We start from the raw sequence: 17556 nt of genomic DNA, 5'->3' as shown, positions 1-17556 counted from the left end.
GCTGCGGGTCGGCGCGGCGTTGATTGTGATGTCGGCGCAGCCCTCGATGTCGGTGAAGAACAGGTCGATGCGGCCGCAGATCCGGGCTGCGAGGCCGGCGGGCGCGTTCTCGGCGATGATGAAGGCGACATGCGCCTCCACGCCGATGGAGAAGGGGCCGAGATGCAGCGACCCCGCCAGCCGGCCGAAGCCGGCCAGGATGAGGGGATGGGTGGCGAGCAGCAGGTCGGCCCGCGCCTGCACCTCGGCCCAGGCGAAGGGGCGCGGGCCGAGCGCGATGTCCACGCCGAAGCCGAAGGCCAGCACCATGCCATCGGCGATGGTCAGGCCCGGCTGGCCGCGCGGCCACCGCTCGATGCCCTTGCCGCGCACCATGAGGTAGGCATCGGCCGATTGTTCCAGCAGGCCCGGCAGGATGACGGCCCGCGCCGGGCCCATGCCGCGCCCCTGGCCGGCATAGCCATCCGCGCCCAGGTGGATGAACCAGTCCGCGGCATCCACCCCGGGCTGCCCGCCGGCCGGGAACCAGGCGCCGAGCGGGATGGCGGCACTGAGCAGCGGCGGCATGTTCAGCTCGCCGCGCAGCGCGATGGTGACGCCGTCGCGTGGCGCGATCACGGCGGCGCCCTTGAAGGCCAGGCCCATCTCCGGCCCCGCCGGGCGGTCGTCGATCCCCGGCCGCGGCGACATTACCTTGCTCCAGAGCGCGGCGCGGATGGCGAGGTCGGGCACGGTCAGGAACAGGCCCGCCTTGGTGGAGAAGGAGAAGCCGAGATCCGGGACGGTGCCGATCACCGCCTCCCCGCCGAGCGTGCGGGCCCCGGGCTGGAAGGCGAAGGCATCGGCCGCCGTGGAATCCCAGCCGAGCTGCTGGCCGACCGGGTCCGCGCCGATCGGATCCGCGCCGGCCGGGGGCGGCAGCCTCGGGGCGGCGTTGATGCCGAGCGAGCCGGCGAGGCCGTAGATGCCGAGGCCGGTGTTGGCGACCGGGAGCGGGCCCGGCAGATCGGCCCCCAGGCGCAGGAACAGCAGGTAGCTGCCGCCCTCCGGCTGGTAGAGCACCGTCGCCGAGGCGCCGAGGTTGAGCGGGAGGATGGCCAGGCCGAGCCTCGCCGCGAAGCCGCCCTCCCTGAGCAGCTGGAACCGGCCGCGCCCCTCCACCAGCGCCGGGATCGAGACCGCCGCGTCGAGCCCCTCCAGCGAGGCGGTGATCCTCCGGGTGGCGGGATCGAGCGTCGCGCGGATGGTGGCGCCCGAGACCTTCACCGGCCCCAGCTCCAGCTTGAAGCGCAGGTCCACCTCCAGCCACATCGAGCCGCGGCCGGACCGGGTGCCGAGGATGTCGAACAGCGAGGCCGGCCCCTGCACCTGCCAGGCGCCCGGATCCTCGATCTCCATGTCGGCGCGGCTGAAGTCGAGGCCGAACATGGCCAGGCCGCCCTTCGACGGATCGATGGTCAGGCCGACATGGCGGTTGCGCACCCGCATCGGCTGCTCGTCCTGGATCCGGACGCTGAGGGCGCCGAGCTCGATCGGGACCACCACCACATCCACCGAGTAGTCGATGGTGAGCTTCAGCGGCTGGCCGAGCGGCAGGCCATGCCCGGCCGCATCCAGCTCCACCCCATGGAGCGTGACGCTGCCCTTGTCCTTCAGGAAGGCGGTCAGGCCAAGGCCGGCGACCAGCAGGGCGTGCAGGACCACCCCGCCGGCATCGGCCTCCGCCGGCGGGCGGTCGGCGACCAGGGCGGTGGCCAGGGCGCCGGCGCCGATCGCCGCCCGGGCGGCCGGGCCGCCCTGCGGCGCATGGACGCTGAGGATGCCTTCCGCGCCCTGGGCCTCGACGCCGAGCGTCAGCCGGGTCAGCGGATCCTCCGGCCGGCGCGCGAAGCGGAGGCGGGCGGTGACGGGCCTGCCGGCCGAGAAGGTCAGCGCCTGCCCGCCGACATCCTCCTGCCGCCCGTCGAGGGGCAGGGTCATCGCCGCCTCGACCAGCGTCGGCACGAAGCCCTGCAGCGCGGAGGCCGCCGGATCCTGGCATTCGATCAGCACCTCGATCCCCGGCCGATGTTCGGTGGCGGCGACCCTGGCGTGGATCGCCAGGGCGATGCCCGGCGGGTCGAGCCCGATCTCGACATGCGCGTCCACCGCATGCGCGCCGAGGAAGGGCACGCTTTCCGGCAGGAAGAAGCGCGCCGCCCGCACGAGGAGGCCGCGCCAGGCCGGCACGTCCGCCGGCACCGGGACGGCCTGCCCGTCGATCCGCGTCTCTCCCTCGGCCTTCGCCGTCGTGCTGTCGTCGAGGACGAGGCCCTGCGGCAGGTCGAGGCCGAAGCCGGTGTCGCCGATGAGCACGGCCGTGGGCTTCAGCGCCAGGGCGACAATGCCCTCCGCCTGCTCGCCGGCGGGCGTCAGCCGCAGCCGCGCCATGTCGCCGGCCGCACCCTGCACCAGGATCGAAAGCGCCGCGCCTTCGAGCGTCACCTCGCCCGCCGCCGGGACCAGCCATTCGCGGTCGCCGTCGCTCATGCGGCTCGCCGGTTTCAGCGCCGCGCCCGGGGCGCCGGCCACGAACCCGAAGGGGATCCTGACGCCCGGCAGCGCGCTCACCTTCAGCCAGAAGCGGAAGGACGGGCCTGCCTCGAACAGCAGGCGGAAGCCCACCGGTGGGACGGGTGGCGTGAGAGCCAGCGAGAAGAAGCCGAGCGGCTTCGCGCCGGCGCTCATGGCGACATCCCCGCTGATGTCGTCGCCATCCGGGGCGGCCCCTTGTAGCTGGCAACTCTCGAGCAGCGCGCGGATATGTGCCGGAAAGACGATGGCCGCATCGAGCCTGCGGGCGGCCAGCAGGTCCCAGATCGAGGCCATGCCACTGCCCTCCCGGCTTGGGGACCCGGCGCTGGCCGGCTGCCGGCCGGAGCGCCATTTGGTACGATATTGTAATCAGATTCCTGGCTGACGGCGTAAGCCGAGACCGCGGCGCTGGCGCAGTCGTGAACATCCATGCCGGCCGGTTACGGTCACCCCGGCGCATCCCGGCGGCGGCGTTTCGTCAGGCGGAGATCAGGCCCGCCGCGGCCGCGGGGCGAACGCGTCCCGCGCCCGCCGGCGGCCAAAGCACGCCCGTAAATTGCAAAATCGAAACGTTAGGGGCTGCATGAGAATGCCGTGCGATGGCCGGTCCCGCCGGTCAGCCTTCTTCCTGCGTGCGAGACAAAGCGGCGCCGTCGAGCAGCTGGCGCACGACGGCCAGTAGCTCGGAGTCGCTGAAGGGCTTCGGAAGGAAGGCGTCGTAGCTGCGCTGAGAGGTGGCGTTGACCTTCCCCTCCGGGACCCGGGTGGTCAGTGCGATAGGCGTGGCGGAGCCGATTTCCCGGATCCGCGCGATCATCATCATGCCGTCCATGCGGGGCATCATCAGGTCGGTGATGATCAGGTCGGGCGTCTCTCTCTCGGCCAGCACCAGACCTTCGCGGCCATCCGAGGCCAGCATCACCGCAAAGCCCTCGCTCTCCATCACCATTTCCATGCTCATCGCGACGACAATCTCGTCCTCGACCACGAGAATTTTCTTCATGTCATGCCCTGGAGGGGAGCGCCGCCCCGCTCGGAGGGGCCATGCTGGAAATGTCCGCGGCGCCGGCCGGCCGTCGCCCCTTCGGGGTGGGCTGCTGGCCGAAGCGGATGCCCTGATCGGTGACGTAGAATTCCTCCGAGAACGGGTCGAAATCGCTGTCCCGGACCTTCAGGATCGAGAGCATGCGGCGAAGCAGGCGCTCATGCCTCTCATAGTGGAGCAGCACCAGGTTCTCCGACTTGGCCGAGAGGTCATCCGGCAGGGACCTCAGCTCGTGGAGCTCATCGATCTCCCGCGTGTAGAGGACGGTCGTGCCCAGAGGCTTCAGGATGTTGTTGAGGGCGTTGATGAGGGTGGGCAGCCGCCTTGGGAACAGCAGGGCGCGGTCGAAAGCCTCCATGCCATCCACGACGACCCGCGTCGCGCCGGTGCGCCGCACCGTGTCAATGATCCGCCAGCCCAGCTCGTCCACCAGATTGTCCGCGACGGGCTGCCACAGGATCTCGACGGCACCGCGTGCGACAAGCCCCTCCAGGTCCACCCCGACGGCCCGGGCCTTGGCCATGAGGTGGGTGGGCGGCTCGTAGAAGCCGAACATCAGCCCGGGAGATTCGGGGGTCGACCCGGCGAGGAAATGCAGGCCCAGGGTTGTCTTGCCGGAGCCCGACGGTCCGATGATGATCGTGGATGAGGTGGAGGGGTAGCCGCCTTGCAGCATCGTGTCGAACTGCGCGATCCCGGAGCTGACCCGTGCCATGGGGGAAGAGAGCGCGGGCTGCCGCGGCTGGGCGGCTTCCAGCCGCGGGAAGACGACGATGCCATCATCCGTGATACGGAACACGTGGCGGCCCCGGAGATAGGCGGAGCCGCGCTGCTTGTGCACCACCAGGGCCCGCACGGACCGCGCCTCGCGGATCTCGTCGATGAGCTCCATCCAGCCGTCCACCATGGTGAACTCGGGCGACGACCTCTCCCGGCTCTGGTTCGTCAGCATGAGGATCGCGCTCTGCATGAGGCTGGCGACGCCCTGCACCTCGTGCACGAAGCGCCGGAACTCCGCTTCCGAGCCGAACACGTCATGGATGACGAACAACCCGTCGACGATGACGAGTGTGGCGTTCCGGCGCCGGATCTCCTCGACCAGGAGCCGCTGGAGTGCGGCGGGCCCTTCCTTCATGAGGATGGGAAACGCGCTCAAGTAGGAGATCCGGTCGGGCAGGACTTCAGCGTCGTAGAAGCGCATGGGGCGCATGTAGGACAGCAGGCGGTCGTGCGATTCCGCGAGCAGGCTGACATAGAGCGCATTCCCGCCATGGGCCGCATTGCTGAAGCAGAGCTGGTTGGCCAGGATCGTCTTCCCGGCGCCTGGCGGCCCTTGCACGATGTAGGCAGCCCCCTGGACGAGGCCGCCGCCCAGCACCTCGTCCAGCCCCCGCACGCCGGTGGGAATACGCGATAGACCTGTCTCTTTGCCCGCCATCGTCTTCAACTCGCCGCTTTGACCTGAGATCATAATTTGTAAGCCTGTACCGATCGGGTGCGCTGCGCGAGTTCCGGGAAACCGGGAATTAACCACAGAGGGTTGTGTAACTCCAGCGCCGCTCAACCCTTGGGTCTGATGGTGACGACCTGACCACCCAGGAAGCCTCTCTTCATGGCCCCGGGTCATGACCCGAAGCGGTACCGGGCAGAGGCACCCCCTGTCGCACTGCGCCGCCGGCCTTCGGGCGGCGGCGGCCTTGAAGGCGATGTCCCGGGTAAGCCCGTTATGTTGAACCCGCGGCTACCGCGTGAGGGGCCTCCTGGACCGGCCTGGCTGAACGCATGCCTCCAAGAAGGGAGGAAAGCGTATCTTCTGCCAGACAATCGGCAGCGCGCGAACAAAACTCACGATTACGTGATGATGTTGTGCCCGGTGATAGCCGGGATTCATGGAAAGTAGATCATTATCGCTTTAACCAGTTACAATTGGGCTATTGTTTCCCCCCCCCTTGAGCCAGGACTCGAATGGATGACCTGAGCGGCGCATTGAAGGCCGAAGACTTCCGCCGCCTCTTTCAGGCCGTGCCGAGCCCATGTCTCGTCCTGTTGCCGGACGCGCCCCGATTCACGATCGCCGCCGTAACCGATGCTTACCTGGCGGCCACGCGGACCCGGCGCGACGAACTCCTCGGGCGCGGCCTGTTCGAGGTTTTCCCGGACAACCCCGACGATCCATCGGCCTCCGGCGTCCATGACCTGCTCGTCTCGCTTGAGCGGGTGCTGGCAACGCGCTCGGCCGACGTGATGGGCGTCCAGAAGTACGACATTCCCCGGCCGGATGGCCTCCCAGGCTTCGAGTTGAAGTACTGGAGCCCCATCAACACGCCGATCCTCGATGCGGACGGGTCCGTCGCGCACATCGTCCACCGTGTGGAGGATGCCACCGACTGGGTGCTGATAGGCGGGAAGGCAGCCAGCGGGGAGAGGCGGCAGCCTGACCAGGAGGCGGAAGCCGTGTTGGTCCGCGGTGTCTGTGAGCTGACGGCGTCGAACCGCCAGCTGAAGGTGATGAACGAGCATCTGCGCCGCAGCGAGGCGCGCCTGAACGCCGCGCTGGCGGTCGGCCGCCTGGGCGCCTGGGAGCTGGATCTCGCCACCGGCATCTTCGAGCGTTCCGCGCTCTACGATCAGATCCTCGGCCTCTCCGCCAGTTGCTCGGTGTGGCGCTTCCAGGACGTGCTCCTCCACATCCTGCCGGAGGACCGCGACCGGGTGACGGCAGGGCTGAACGAGGCGGTCGAGCAGGGGGCGGTGTGGTCTGGCGAGTGCCATATCCGCCGCGTCGACAACGGAACCCTGCGCTGGGTGCAGTTCCAGGGGAGACCGCTGCAGGACGCCGCCGGCCGGGTCACCCGCATGGCCGGCGTACTGGCCGATGTCAGCGATGCGAGGCGGGCGGCAGAGCGCCAGCAATTGCTGCTCGCCGAGTTGAACCACCGCGTGAAGAACGCCTTCGTGACATGCCAGTCGATGGTGGTCCACAGCCTGAAGAACGCCTCCTCGCTGGAACAGGCGCGCGAGGTGCTCATCGCTCGTCTCGTGGCCCTGGGCCAGGCGCAGGACATGCTGACCCAGACCGGCGGCAGCGGCGCCTTGCTTGCTGAAGTCCTTCAGCAGACCCTGGCGCCCTTCACCACGAAGGATCTTTCCGGCACGCGCCTTACCGTCGCGGGCCCGGAGGTCGCGCTGGGGCCGAAGGCTGTCGTGGCCCTGCATGCGGCATTCCATGAGCTGGCGACGAACGCGGCGAAATACGGCGCGCTTTCGGTGCCGCAGGGCGGCGTGTCCGTGACCTGGACGATCCAAGACAGAGACGGCGCGTCGGTGGTTGTCCTGACGTGGTCGGAGCATGGGGGGCCTCCTGTTCCGGATCTGCGCCGCCGCGGCTTCGGATCCCGCCTGCTGGAGCGAAGCGTGGCGGGCGAACTCGGGGGGAAGCTCGCGATGGAGCCCCGGGCGAGCGGGCTGAACGTGGAGATGGAAATTCCACTGTCGCAATGGGCCTGGGCTCTCCGGGTGGCCGACTCAATCCAGTGAGCCAGGAACCGGAGGACGCTACGACCGCGATGGCGGAGAGGAAGTTCCTGGCGAGGCGGTCATGGAGCGTGGCGATGCGGCGCCAGTCCTTGACTTGCTGAGCATGGTCTCGATGCGGTGGAGCGTGCTGTCATGCGCGATGCGCTGCTTGCGGCCGCGGCGCAATGGAATGCGAGGCTCGATGCCGCGACCGCCCGGGGCCTGGTGGAAGCGACCGCTGTCATAGCCCTTGCCGCCGATCAGGGCGTGAGCGGACGGTCGGGCATTCAGCATCAGCGCGGCACCCGTGTGGTCGCTCCTCCGGCCCTTCGGAGAGCAGCATGATGAGCGGGCGGCCTTGGCCATCAGGGGCGGCGTACGGCTTGGAGCTCAGGCCGTCCGACAAAATGGAAACAGCCCGCTTTTGAGCAGGCTGCGCGCCGGTGAAGGCCATTGCGGATGACGTGGATGATGCCGCTGACGATCCGCAGGTCATCCATGCGTGGCACTCTGTGCGAGAGCAGGAAGCAGGGCGGGGTCCGCTGGATCTGCGCCTGCGTGAGCCACGACAGGCCCACCATCGCAGCACCTCCGGCAACCGTGGAAGCACAGCAGCCTCGAAGCGCGAGAGACTCGTCGATAAGTCCTGAGCCGAGCAGAACCTGGCCGACAGATAGCGGCGCATCTGTCGGCTGCATCAACGAGACATCTGCTCAGAGATGCCATGCTGTCACACATCAGCCTCGCATGGAGCGGAGCTTCTTCTGAGATCAGAACGTCCGCCTTTGAGGCACAGACGGTGATCAGTCGATCTCGTTCATGACGGCGTGCCTCAGCCTTTCCATGCCACGGATGGCATCGCTCCGTAGACGTTCACGTGTAATCTGCGAGATGGGTGCCATATACTTTGAAAGATGGGTCACGAGATCATCATGCAGGAAGTGGCTGATCAAGTCCCGACGCTCCATGGCTTTGTAGAGACTCAGGAACTTATCAGTTGTTGTCATGGTGATGGTCGGAATACCGTAGGCGGTTGCTACAACACACCCATGGAATTTAGTGCTTGCGATTACATCGCAGCGGCCAATGGCTTTGGTGAGTTCTAACAAGTCATTGGGATCTACAGTGACCATGTCATCGTAGGTCCATTCCTTCAGGCATTCCAGATCATCATCCCGAATCATCCCTGTGCCAAGGACAATATTGTGCACTTTGTAGCCGTAATATTTTGCGCGGTCACAAAGTTCGCTAATCCGATCCCAGCGGATGGTTCCAGGCGGTCCATGGCGCGTAATCACACCGAATATTTTTTGATTCGGGTCGCGCTCCACTTTAGGAAAATCCAGCGAGAAAACCATATCAGAAGTATAGTCTACTGGAGCGCTTGGCTGTAGATTTTCGCGAAGCCAATTTACACTTTCAATATCTCGAACATGAACTTTCTTAACATTCGGGTGCTGAATAAATTTCGCCATCTTGGCGATGACTTCTGTGTCTTCTCCGTACCACAGCGGGACACCGGTGCCATGAAAATAGATTGGCTTCTTCAAGAAAATATCTTGGAAATAGTTCCCGGCAAAATATTTCGGAATAAAAAGATCGCCGCCGCCAATAATGATTGCATCCACAGATTCAATTATCTGCTCGCGATTATGAAAATCGGCGCCATAAATGGGATTGTTTTGGTCTTCTGGTAAAACCACAAGGTCACAGTCGTAAAAAAATTTACGATAGACATCGAGAAATAATTCATCTCCATAATTTCCGTAGCCAAAATATCCGACTAGGCCAATGCGCTTTTTATTCATAATTATTATTCCTGCTCTGCTTGCATGGGTGCCGATACGGCAAAGATCAATAACATGCCCTCGTATTAGCAGAAAGCCGAATTGGCGGCTGAAGAGTTCCAGGAGCCGCAAGCGTTGCTCTGCAACTGGACACCTCCAGAAACCCTGCGGCTTTGATGGATGATGGCGTTTTGAGGTTGCCCAGGCGGTGAGGACGCGGTTGCGGTCGCGCATTCCGGCGGGAGCGGCATCGACCGGCCTGCCTGCGTGCCGCTACGCTGGCGCGGCCTTGCCGCTCAACCAGACAAGGGGCTGGATGATCCGCTGGAGCCGCCTGGTTCGTGATTACGAAGGTCGCTGCGACGTCTCCGAAGCCATGACCCGCATCGGTATGGGCGTGCTCCTCCTCAGGCGCATCGCCCATCGACGACTATTCTCAAGCGGGCGCTTGGACGGCCAAAATCGAACTCATGCCTTGGCCGTATCCAGTGACGGTTGGAGAGCCACGCCGCGCTCGATGGCTTGGCCAAGTAGATCGATCCCTCGGCTGATGTTTAGCGCATACGAAAAGTATAACGCACGAGAGGCGAGTTCGATTTCTTCCTGGAGCGACGAATTTTCGGTGTACTCGCACATCATCTCTGCACAGGCTTCTACGCTTTGTAGCTTATGGGCCTCGTGCTGCACGGGCAGACCGATGAAGGCATCGACCGTACCAATGACAGGCCGACCGTAAGACAGCGCCTCCACTGTCTTGATCTTCAGGCCTGTACCACCAAGCATTGGGTTGATGACGCATTGCACGTCGTTGTAAAAATCTTTTAGCTCTTTCACGAAGCCAAAGCGATATGGCGAGGTCTTCAGCGTCAGAGGCTGCTTGAGGATACTGCCTGCCAGCATCCAGTCCATGGCTGGACCCGATGCAAGAGCATCGTCTAATGCCTGGATCGATCGGATGTTCCATGGATTGCCGCTCCCGAGATAGCCGAATGTAAAGCGGGGCGGCTTGTGGCTTGGCTCCATCAGAAAGCGCGGCGGCATCAGGTGCCCAATCACCATCGCCGGTACGTCAACACGCGACGCGATTTCTGCTGTCTCCCGGTCTTGGATGCCAAGCAGGAGATCGGCTCGGTTGAAGCCGCGGTCTTCCTCGGAAAGGCTGGTAAAGTACCAACGCGGCTCCATTCCTTCACGAATCGCAATCTTGTGGCGATCTCCGAACAGATCGTGCGTATCGATAATCTTGAGTGTGTTGTCCAGCCCGACCAGGACTTTCGACATCCACACATAGTTCACCAGCACGGCGTCGTAGTGCTTGCGCGCGTGCAATTCGGCCACCGCGGCGCAGAGGGCGTCCGGGCACCAATCATCCAGGCCCCAATGGCGAGCGAATTTGGGCTCCGGCAGCGGTAAGGAGGGAAGAAAATGAAACTCGTTCCAGAACTTCTCCATCTCCTCGCGAGACTGCGCGGTAAGACCTTCCATGCCATAATAAAAAAAGTCGAGCTTCAGGCCCCGCTCGCCCAACTGCGTGGCAAGAGAAAGGATGCGCGCTGCATTGCCTTGATCGGATGGGAAGCTAGGAACCGGCGAGACAACGAGGATATTCTTGCTCATGGTCTCCTCACGCGCTGAGTTCGATACGGTCGACACAGGCAAAAAGCCTTGTCACCTTATCATCGGCCATTTTACTTTCACGCACCCATATTCCTAGCACAAGCGGATCTGACAGGCCGGGCGGAAGGTCTATGGAAAGCGCACCAGATGTGTCCGACCAGATTTCAGCGCGGGGTTTCACGACCTCGCCGTTGAGGAGGAGTCTAGCCTGCTGCAAATTGGTCACCGATATCGTATTGGGCAGGATAACGCGCAGCCGGCGATAGCGGTGGCTGACCGGGCCGAGCAATATGCGTAACTGGTTGCGGCCTGTGCCCCAAAGCCAGGAATAGCTGGCATCTCCCTCTACCGTGCCTTCGCCATCATGCACCAAGCTGAGCGCCGAGACCGACGCGTTTGACCAGGCAGCGTAATCGTCTGGCAGATAGATTATGATGGTGTCGTTCTCAGCGCCATGCAGGCTTGCGGCACTTTTAAGATCCACCGACACGGATTTTCCAGCGATCTCGAAGGCTCTGGACAGTTGGCCCGTATCCATGATCGGGCTGACGAAACAGAAGCTCTCTTCGTAAGATCCTTGCACGAACTTGACCACGCAATGCCCCTTGTAGCCCACCGCGTAGAGTGGTGGCTGACTGTCGCAGAGCCGGTCGGCTGCCAACAGCAGCAGGGCAGGTTGTACAGAGCATTGGCCGAGTGCAGAGGCAGCTGATGCGCTGTTGTCCGCATGCATCGCCACGAGCAGCGGACGGCCATCACTCAAAGCCGCGCGCCGAGCTGCGGGAAGGGCTTCGGCAAATGGCAGGATACTGCGCCGCCCGCCATATTGGCGGAACCCTGCATAGAACTCAGCTCCTTTTTCGGGGATATTCTCCGGAAACAGGCCTAGCTCGCCCTTCCCACCCGAGAGGAGAAAGAGAGACAGCGGATAAAGCGTATCAAGCAGATAAGAATTGGGTGCGATCGCATCGACCAGTTCCAGGGTGAGTGCGGCGAAACGCGGCGCAACCGAAAGATCAGCAGAAAGGCCTGGAGCGAGGGGCAAACTGGCGGGGGTCATCATTCGAACATTCCCTGCAGAACAAGATCCACTCCGGTCTGTAGGCCCACCTCGTCGGGCAGCTGCTCAGCCTCTACGGCAACGTTGTGAAGTTGCCAGCCACTGGGCAGGATCTCCTGCAGCAGATTCGGGCGCTGCAGACTGATCGCGGCAATCTCTTTGGGCGAGGCTGCATTGAGCCTGATGATCATACTGCCGCGCAATCCCCGCAGCCGCTCAGCGATATCGTCGCGCAGCGTTGGTGCGGTCAACGGAAAAGCAAAATTCCGCACGCCGGTCTGCGGTGGCGTGGTAGCCGCTGGCCGGTGTTCGGTGCTGGCGGCTATGATGTCGAGATAGCTTCGGGCAATGGTTTCTGGCGCCCATTCATTGCGTGCCCACCGCAACGCCTTTTCGCCCAGAGAAGCCCGCAGATCAGGATTCCTGATGAGGCTGGACAGGCCGTCCGCCAGTGCGGGCACAGCGTTGGAAATGGGAATGTGCATCACCGCGTCGGGTGGCAGCTCCGCATAAGCTGCTGTACGGTTCACCACGCAGCAGCGTCCTGCAGCAATGGCCCGGGCCAGCGTACCGGAACTCTCGCCAACCGAGGGGAAACGCAAATTCACCAGAATATCGCAGGCAGAAACCCATGAATTGAGCTGCTGCTCAGTGAGATAGCCGCTGATCCAGGTCCGGGCTTTGACCTCAGGGTAGCGGTCGATCATACCTGAGAGGTCATATTCCTCAGGCCGTTCTTTGCCGGCATGCACCCAGAAAAAATCCACACCAGCGGCCACCATTAAGTCGAGTGCCTGTACAAGCCAGTCGAACCGCTTGGCTGCGGTGGCAAAGCCAGAGGTCAGGATGAGCGGCACGCCGGCAGGGATCTTCAAGGCAAGGCGCGGGTCTTCGTGCTCATCCTTCTCGGGCGTCAGCGCCAGGTGCGGCACCACATGCACGCGCTCGGCGAGTTCCGCGCCATAGAGCAGGCGTATGCGGTTCTTGGCAAAACGCGAATGCACGATGACGGCCGAGCTCAGTGTCAGCACTTCATGCAGCATGTCGAAGAGAGCATAGTTGGCGAGGGTCTTGATGTTCTCCTTAAACCAGTGTCGGACGAACACCGACCCGAGCTTCTCGTTTCCAGCGAGCATGTTATTGGACAGGACTGACCTGGAAGACTGAGCGCTCTCGTAGAGATAATGCAGGTTCTGGTCGTGAAGCGTCGTCACGCCACCCCATTTGCGCAATGCATCCAGGACGAAAATATGGCCTGGATTGTTGCCGATCTGGTGCAGGACGGGGTCGCCCGACCGGATGTGACGGAAAGCTTGGGCTGGATCGCGGATCACCGCGCCAGCAGGCAGAATGCCGTCGGGTTGATGCGCATAGACGGCGCAGGGCTTCAGCGGCTGCAGCGCCGAGATCAAATGGTAGCTGTAATCCGCAATGCCGTTCTGTTCAGGGGGTATCGGCGTAAAGATTGCCAGCGCGCGCTCGCTCATTGCGCGCCGGCTCCGTCCTGCCGGTAGTAAAATTTGGCCTTGGTCGCCGCTATCGCGAGAATGCGGGTGTCATTGGTCCCCTCCGAGGTTGCCGGGCTGCCGGCATGGAAGCTTTCGAGCCGGACAGACTGCCCGAAAACCGCACTCGAGTTCTGCGGAGGTACCCAGGACACGTTGAAGGCCTGATCTGTCCTGCTGGTGGTAATGGCGGTGAATTCGACATCATCCACCACCGCACGCACCAGCGGTTCCTCAGCGCCGTAGGCGCGTGTAATCACGAGATCGACTTTGGCCAGGGGCAGGTGCGGATAAGGGTTGTTCAGCAAGCCCGTCTGGCTCATCCAGCGGAAGGGGCCTTTGTCGTTTTGCTCGACGTCATACCAGCCGAAGGCAAAGTTCTCCGAATCCACATCGATCTCGACTTCATCAATAGCCTTGACGGCGACTTTAGCCGCGGTCGGGCCGAGCGTGTTGGCCCGGGCCTCGCTCAAGGCCAACAGGAAGCTTGCTGGGTCGCTCTTCTGCTCGAAGGCATTGGCCACGTTGTCGAGGAGGATCGAGGTGGCGTACTCGATGAAGGCATCCACCCTCTCCTGTTGCAGAGCCAGGCGGCGCTGGAAACTGCCGCTCAGCATCTCGGTCTGAATTGAAATCTTCTTCTGCGCCTGCCTCAGCTCCTCCTCGAGCTTCAGCAGCCGAGAGGCCTCTGCCGAAGGATCGACACGCGCATAGGTGAAATTGGCCAGCGGATGATCGATACCGCTGACATGAAGATCGACAGAGAGGCCGCTCTCTACGAAATCCGACGGGCGGATGGGTACCGCGAAGCGGCAATAAGCGCCGCCCGTATCCTTGCCGACGGGCGGCTCCACCACGACAGAGCGGATAACCACACCGTTGGTGCGTACAAATGCGTTGGGGACGGAAACAGCATTACCGTTCAGATGAAGCGTGCCGCGCAACAGGCCTGCCTCCAGAGACAGGTCTCGCGCCTCGATCTCACCCTGCCCGACCAGCGCCATTACATCCTCAGAAGACTTGATCAGTAGAGGTGCTGCGATTTCTTCCTCTCCCACACAAATGCACAAATTCACCGGAAGCTGTACATTGGGAAAGCTGTTCACCGGAAGATCGAGGAATTGTCCCGGCTCAAAACTCTGCTCCACCTTAAGCGAACTGATCGGGATTCCTCGGGCAAGCACCTCAATATCTCCTGCGATACTGCAGGCCTCACCAAAGGTGAGGCGCAGGAAGCGTGGCAAGGCAGTGACACGCTGCAGGCTGGGATGAGGAAGCGTGGGGCTGGAAGGTGCTGTCATTCTGGTGCGCCAAAACCATCCTTGGGGGCAAGATCGCCTCGAAAGGCAATATTGCCGGAGGGAGATAAAGTCGGAGTGGGGCAGGGCCTTGCCACAGCTTGGATGGCTGTTTGCCGGAGCTGATTCGCAGGGAGCATTCCCAACATCACGCCGCATTGTTCGGTGAAGCATAAGCTAGCGTCAGCATTGCGGCAATAACAATCTCAGGCTTGGTCTTCTTAAATAAACACTGAACGTATTTCAGAATTAAGGCTGCTTATAATAAACATCTGAAGACGATAAAAATTCGAAAGCATGCTTGACAGCTACAGTTCCGCCATAGTAAAATTCTTTACATTGCCCTGCACCGAGCCGGATGGATTGGATCAGCAGCTTGAGTCATATCGTCATCGTTGGTAATTGTCAGGCCCAGTTCCTCGAGGGAATTTTTGCCATCGCTGGCACGATCCCTGTGGAGAAACTTGCTCCCAACTTCACGTTGACGGACGCAGACCGCGACCATGTGCTCGAGAAGTTGGATGCGGCTTCATTCATTTTCTTCCAGCGCACAGCCGATGAATTCAAGCAGGAATGGCTGCGCAGCCGGTGGATCACCGAGCGTTACGCCGGAAAATCTTTGATTTGGCCGAATGTGTATTTCGATGGTTACTTTCCCGGGACGCGTTATATTTATAACTCGAGCGGCAAGCTGCAAAGCCCGCTGGACGAGTATCATCTCGCTCCTGTTCTGCAGGCTTGGAAAGAAGGCCAGGACGAGGCCCAGGCGCTAAAGCGCCTGCACGAGGACACGTGTGGCACGCCCGATCCATTTGCGGCGTCCCTGCAGAACCTGCGTGACCGGGAACGAGATTGCTCGATTCCCATGTCTGATTTCATCGAACGTGAAATCTACAAGACAAAGTGCTTCTACACGCCGAACCATCCCCATACATATGTTCTGGTTGAGCTGGCGAAACGCCTCGCTGAAGCCGCCAATGTTCCCTTGAATGTCGAAAAGGCTCTTACTTGGCCTTATCATCTCGATAGAATAGATCTGCCCGTATTCCATTGGATTGAACAGAAATACAAGCTCAGCTTCTCAGGGCGCGGCCTCTACAAGGGTGTGAGCATAGACGCCATCGAGGGGGCGCGCGTTACAGTGGGTGCTCCCTGCATCTATGATCCACAAACGCTCGTGCAGAAGTTCTACAGTATCTATCGAGCGGCGCTTTAGCCCGAGCTTGACCGGCAGGCGGCGTGGCGGACAGCCGAGGTGAGGTAAGGGCGCGTCGGTGCGCATCGCTGCGGGCGGCCGAATGGCCATGGGTGGGGATGATCGCCGCCATCGGGTTCGGCCAGACCTCTCCGGGAGCTTGCCCGGCCAACGGCCGGCCTTCTGGCGTCGCCTCCGGGAGTACGGCCGGCCATCCTTTGGCTCCATCCGCCGCAGCATGGCGGTCTCCATGCCCTGGAAGGTGTTCGGCGGCGGCTGGCGTGGCATAAGCGCGCCTGAACCGCTTTCAGCCCTGGGCCCCATGATCCGTCTAGACAACATCAGCAAGCAGAACGGCCAGCAGCTTCTCTTCATCGAGGCCTCCGCGGCCCTCCAGAAGGGTGAGAAGATCGGCCTCGTGGGCCCCAACGGCGCGGGCAAGACCACCCTTTTCCGCATGATCACGGGGCAGGAGCCGCCGGATGAGGGGCTGGTGCTGGTCGAGCGCGGCGTCAGCATTGGCTTCTTCAGCCAGGATGTGGGGGAGATGTCCGGCCGCAGCGCGGTGTCCGAGGTGATGGACGGCGCCGGCGACGTCAGCGCCGTGGCGGCCGAGCTGGCGGCTCTGGAAGCCGCCTTGGCGGACCCGGAGCAGATGGACGCGTTGGACGCCAACATCGAGCGCTTCGGCGAGGTGCAGGCGCGCTTTGAGAGCCTCGGCGGCTATGCGCTGGAGGGCCAGGCGCGCGAGGTGCTGGCCGGCCTCAGCTTCAGCCAGGTCATGATGGATGGCGATGTGGGGGCGCTCTCCGGCGGCTGGAAGATGCGCGTGGCGCTGGCCCGCATCCTGCTCATGCGCCCCGACGTCATGCTGCTGGACGAGCCGAGCAACCACCTCGACCTGGAGAGCCTGATCTGGCTGGAGCAGTTCCTCGCCGGCTACGAGGGCGCGCTGCTGATGACCTCGCACGACCGCGCCTTCATGAACCGCATCGTCAACAAGGTCATCGAGATCGATGGCGGCGCCCTGACCTCCTATTCCGGCAGCTACGAGTTCTACGAGCAGCAGCGGGCGCTGAACGAGAAGCAGCAGCAGGCACAGTTCGAGCGCCAGCAGGCCATGCTGGCCAAGGAGATCAAGTTCATCGAGCGCTTCAAGGCGCGCGCCTCGCACGCCGCCCAGGTGCAGAGCCGCGTCAAGAAGCTGGAGAAGATCGACCGCGTCGAGCCGCCGAAGCGCCGGCAGACGGTGGCCTTCGACTTCATGCCGGCGCCCCGCAGCGGCGACGACGTGGTCAACCTGCGCGGCGTGCACAAGCGCTACGGCGACAGGGTGATCTATGAGGGGCTGGACTTCCTGGTGCGCCGCAAGGAACGCTGCTGCGTGCTCGGCACCAACGGCGCCGGCAAGTCCACGCTGCTGAAGCTGGTGGCCGGCACGACCGAGCCGGATGCGGGAACGGTGGCGCTCGGCGGCAGCGTGAAGATGGGCTATTTCGCGCAGCACGCCATGGAGCTGCTGGATGGCGACCGCACCGTCTTCCAGGCACTGGAGGATGCCTTTCCCCTGGCGGCGCAAAGCTCGCTGCGCGCCCTGGCCGGCTGCTTCGGCTTCCCGGGGGACGAGGTGGAGAAGAAGTGCCGCGTTCTGTCAGGCGGCGAGAAGGCGCGGCTGGTGATGGCCCGGATGCTCTACGACCCGCCGAACTTCCTGGTGCTCGATGAGCCGACCAACCATCTCGACATGGCGACCAAGGAAATGCTCATCGCAGCCCTCGCGCAGTACGAGGGCACCATGCTGTTCGTCTCGCACGACCGGCACTTCCTCGCGGCGCTGTCCAACCGGGTGCTGGAGCTGACGCCGGAGGGCATCCACCAGTATGGCGGCGGCTACACGGAATACGTGGCCCGGACCGGCCAGGAGGCGCCGGGGCTGCGGCACTGAGCCGCGCCCGGCGT

The 17556-nt window shown here is 63.1% G+C and carries 12 protein-coding genes and 1 pseudogene; 5 read left to right on the top strand and 8 right to left on the bottom strand.

What is annotated here, in order from left to right; all coding sequences use genetic code 11:
* The 3 genes from ACZJYS_RS08035 to ACZJYS_RS08025 all read right to left on the bottom strand — a co-directional run.
* Positions 1-2868: hypothetical protein (locus ACZJYS_RS08035; RefSeq protein WP_493177047.1), on the bottom strand; the 2868-nt coding region annotated here is incomplete at its 3' end.
* Positions 2869-3190: 322 nt separating this feature from the next.
* Complete coding sequence (locus ACZJYS_RS08030; RefSeq protein WP_493177045.1) at positions 3191-3562, bottom strand: response regulator transcription factor; 372 nt, start codon at positions 3560-3562, stop codon at positions 3191-3193.
* A gap of 16 nt (positions 3563-3578) precedes the next feature.
* Positions 3579-5090 (bottom strand): RAD55 family ATPase, encoded by a 1512-nt coding sequence (locus tag ACZJYS_RS08025; RefSeq protein ID WP_493177043.1) that lies wholly within the window; start codon positions 5088-5090, stop codon positions 3579-3581.
* A gap of 494 nt (positions 5091-5584) precedes the next feature.
* Here ACZJYS_RS08025 and ACZJYS_RS08020 point away from each other — a divergent pair, with 494 nt between their 5' ends.
* Both ACZJYS_RS08020 and ACZJYS_RS08015 read left to right on the top strand, forming a co-directional pair.
* Positions 5585-7156 carry a sensor histidine kinase gene (locus tag ACZJYS_RS08020; RefSeq protein WP_493177041.1) on the top strand — a complete coding sequence of 524 codons (1572 nt, stop codon included), beginning with the start codon at positions 5585-5587 and terminating at the stop codon, positions 7154-7156.
* Positions 7157-7288: 132 nt separating this feature from the next.
* Positions 7289-7480: a hypothetical protein gene (locus tag ACZJYS_RS08015; protein WP_493177040.1), complete on the top strand. Its 192-nt coding sequence runs from the start codon at positions 7289-7291 to the stop codon at positions 7478-7480.
* Between the two features lie 458 nt (positions 7481-7938).
* On the opposite strand, the gene ACZJYS_RS08010 is transcribed toward ACZJYS_RS08015, so the two are convergent.
* A complete protein-coding gene (locus ACZJYS_RS08010; protein WP_493177038.1) occupies positions 7939-9156 on the bottom strand; it encodes a polysaccharide pyruvyl transferase family protein in 1218 nt (405 codons plus the stop codon).
* 61 nt (positions 9157-9217) lie between these two features.
* Between ACZJYS_RS08010 and ACZJYS_RS08005 the strand changes: the two are divergent.
* Positions 9218-9346, top strand: a pseudogene (locus ACZJYS_RS08005) (IS5-like element ISRso1 family transposase); the annotation flags it as partial.
* A gap of 44 nt (positions 9347-9390) precedes the next feature.
* On the opposite strand, the gene ACZJYS_RS08000 reads toward ACZJYS_RS08005, so the two are convergent.
* From ACZJYS_RS08000 to ACZJYS_RS07985, 4 genes are read right to left on the bottom strand one after another with little or no spacing between them, the layout of a single operon-like run.
* Positions 9391-10539, bottom strand: a complete 1149-nt coding sequence (locus ACZJYS_RS08000; protein WP_493177036.1) for a glycosyltransferase — start codon at positions 10537-10539, stop codon at positions 9391-9393.
* Positions 10540-10546: 7 nt separating this feature from the next.
* Positions 10547-11602 (bottom strand): hypothetical protein, encoded by a 1056-nt coding sequence (locus ACZJYS_RS07995; RefSeq protein WP_493177035.1) that lies wholly within the window; start codon positions 11600-11602, stop codon positions 10547-10549.
* On the bottom strand, positions 11599-13086 hold the full coding sequence (locus ACZJYS_RS07990) for a glycosyltransferase family 4 protein (RefSeq protein ID WP_493177033.1): 1488 nt from the start codon (positions 13084-13086) through the stop codon (positions 11599-11601). The genes ACZJYS_RS07995 and ACZJYS_RS07990 overlap by 4 nt, the downstream gene beginning before the upstream one ends.
* Positions 13083-14405, bottom strand: a complete 1323-nt coding sequence (locus ACZJYS_RS07985; RefSeq protein ID WP_493177031.1) for a hypothetical protein — start codon at positions 14403-14405, stop codon at positions 13083-13085. Before ACZJYS_RS07985 ends, ACZJYS_RS07990 begins: the two co-directional genes overlap by 4 nt.
* Before the next feature lie 373 nt (positions 14406-14778).
* Between ACZJYS_RS07985 and ACZJYS_RS07980 the strand changes: the two genes are divergently transcribed.
* Together ACZJYS_RS07980 and ACZJYS_RS07975 are read left to right on the top strand one after the other, a co-directional pair.
* Complete coding sequence (locus ACZJYS_RS07980) at positions 14779-15618, top strand: WcbI family polysaccharide biosynthesis putative acetyltransferase (protein ID WP_493177029.1); 840 nt, start codon at positions 14779-14781, stop codon at positions 15616-15618.
* Positions 15619-15919: 301 nt separating this feature from the next.
* Positions 15920-17542 carry an ABC-F family ATP-binding cassette domain-containing protein gene (locus ACZJYS_RS07975; RefSeq protein ID WP_493177027.1) on the top strand — a complete coding sequence of 541 codons (1623 nt, stop codon included), beginning with the start codon at positions 15920-15922 and terminating at the stop codon, positions 17540-17542.
* The last annotated feature ends 14 nt before the right edge of the window (positions 17543-17556 follow it).

The sequence above is a fragment of the Roseomonas sp. TS2 genome (assembly GCF_058833935.1).
This window is presented reverse-complemented; position numbering and strand designations above follow the sequence as displayed.

Bases quoted from the DNA above. Each gene is read 5' to 3' on its own strand.
- ACZJYS_RS08025 (WP_493177043.1), bottom strand. From the start codon at position 5,090: ATGATCTCAGGTCAAAGCGGCGAGTTGAAGACGATGGCGGGCAAAGAG.
- ACZJYS_RS08020 (WP_493177041.1), top strand. From the start codon at position 5,585: ATGGATGACCTGAGCGGCGCATTGAAGGCCGAAGACTTCCGCCGCCTC.
- ACZJYS_RS08015 (WP_493177040.1), top strand. From the start codon at position 7,289: ATGCGCGATGCGCTGCTTGCGGCCGCGGCGCAATGGAATGCGAGGCTC.
- ACZJYS_RS08010 (WP_493177038.1), bottom strand. From the start codon at position 9,156: ATGCGCGACCGCAACCGCGTCCTCACCGCCTGGGCAACCTCAAAACGC.
- ACZJYS_RS08000 (WP_493177036.1), bottom strand. From the start codon at position 10,539: ATGAGCAAGAATATCCTCGTTGTCTCGCCGGTTCCTAGCTTCCCATCC.
- ACZJYS_RS07995 (WP_493177035.1), bottom strand. From the start codon at position 11,602: ATGATGACCCCCGCCAGTTTGCCCCTCGCTCCAGGCCTTTCTGCTGAT.
- ACZJYS_RS07990 (WP_493177033.1), bottom strand. From the start codon at position 13,086: ATGAGCGAGCGCGCGCTGGCAATCTTTACGCCGATACCCCCTGAACAG.
- ACZJYS_RS07985 (WP_493177031.1), bottom strand. From the start codon at position 14,405: ATGACAGCACCTTCCAGCCCCACGCTTCCTCATCCCAGCCTGCAGCGT.
- ACZJYS_RS07975 (WP_493177027.1), top strand. From the start codon at position 15,920: ATGATCCGTCTAGACAACATCAGCAAGCAGAACGGCCAGCAGCTTCTC.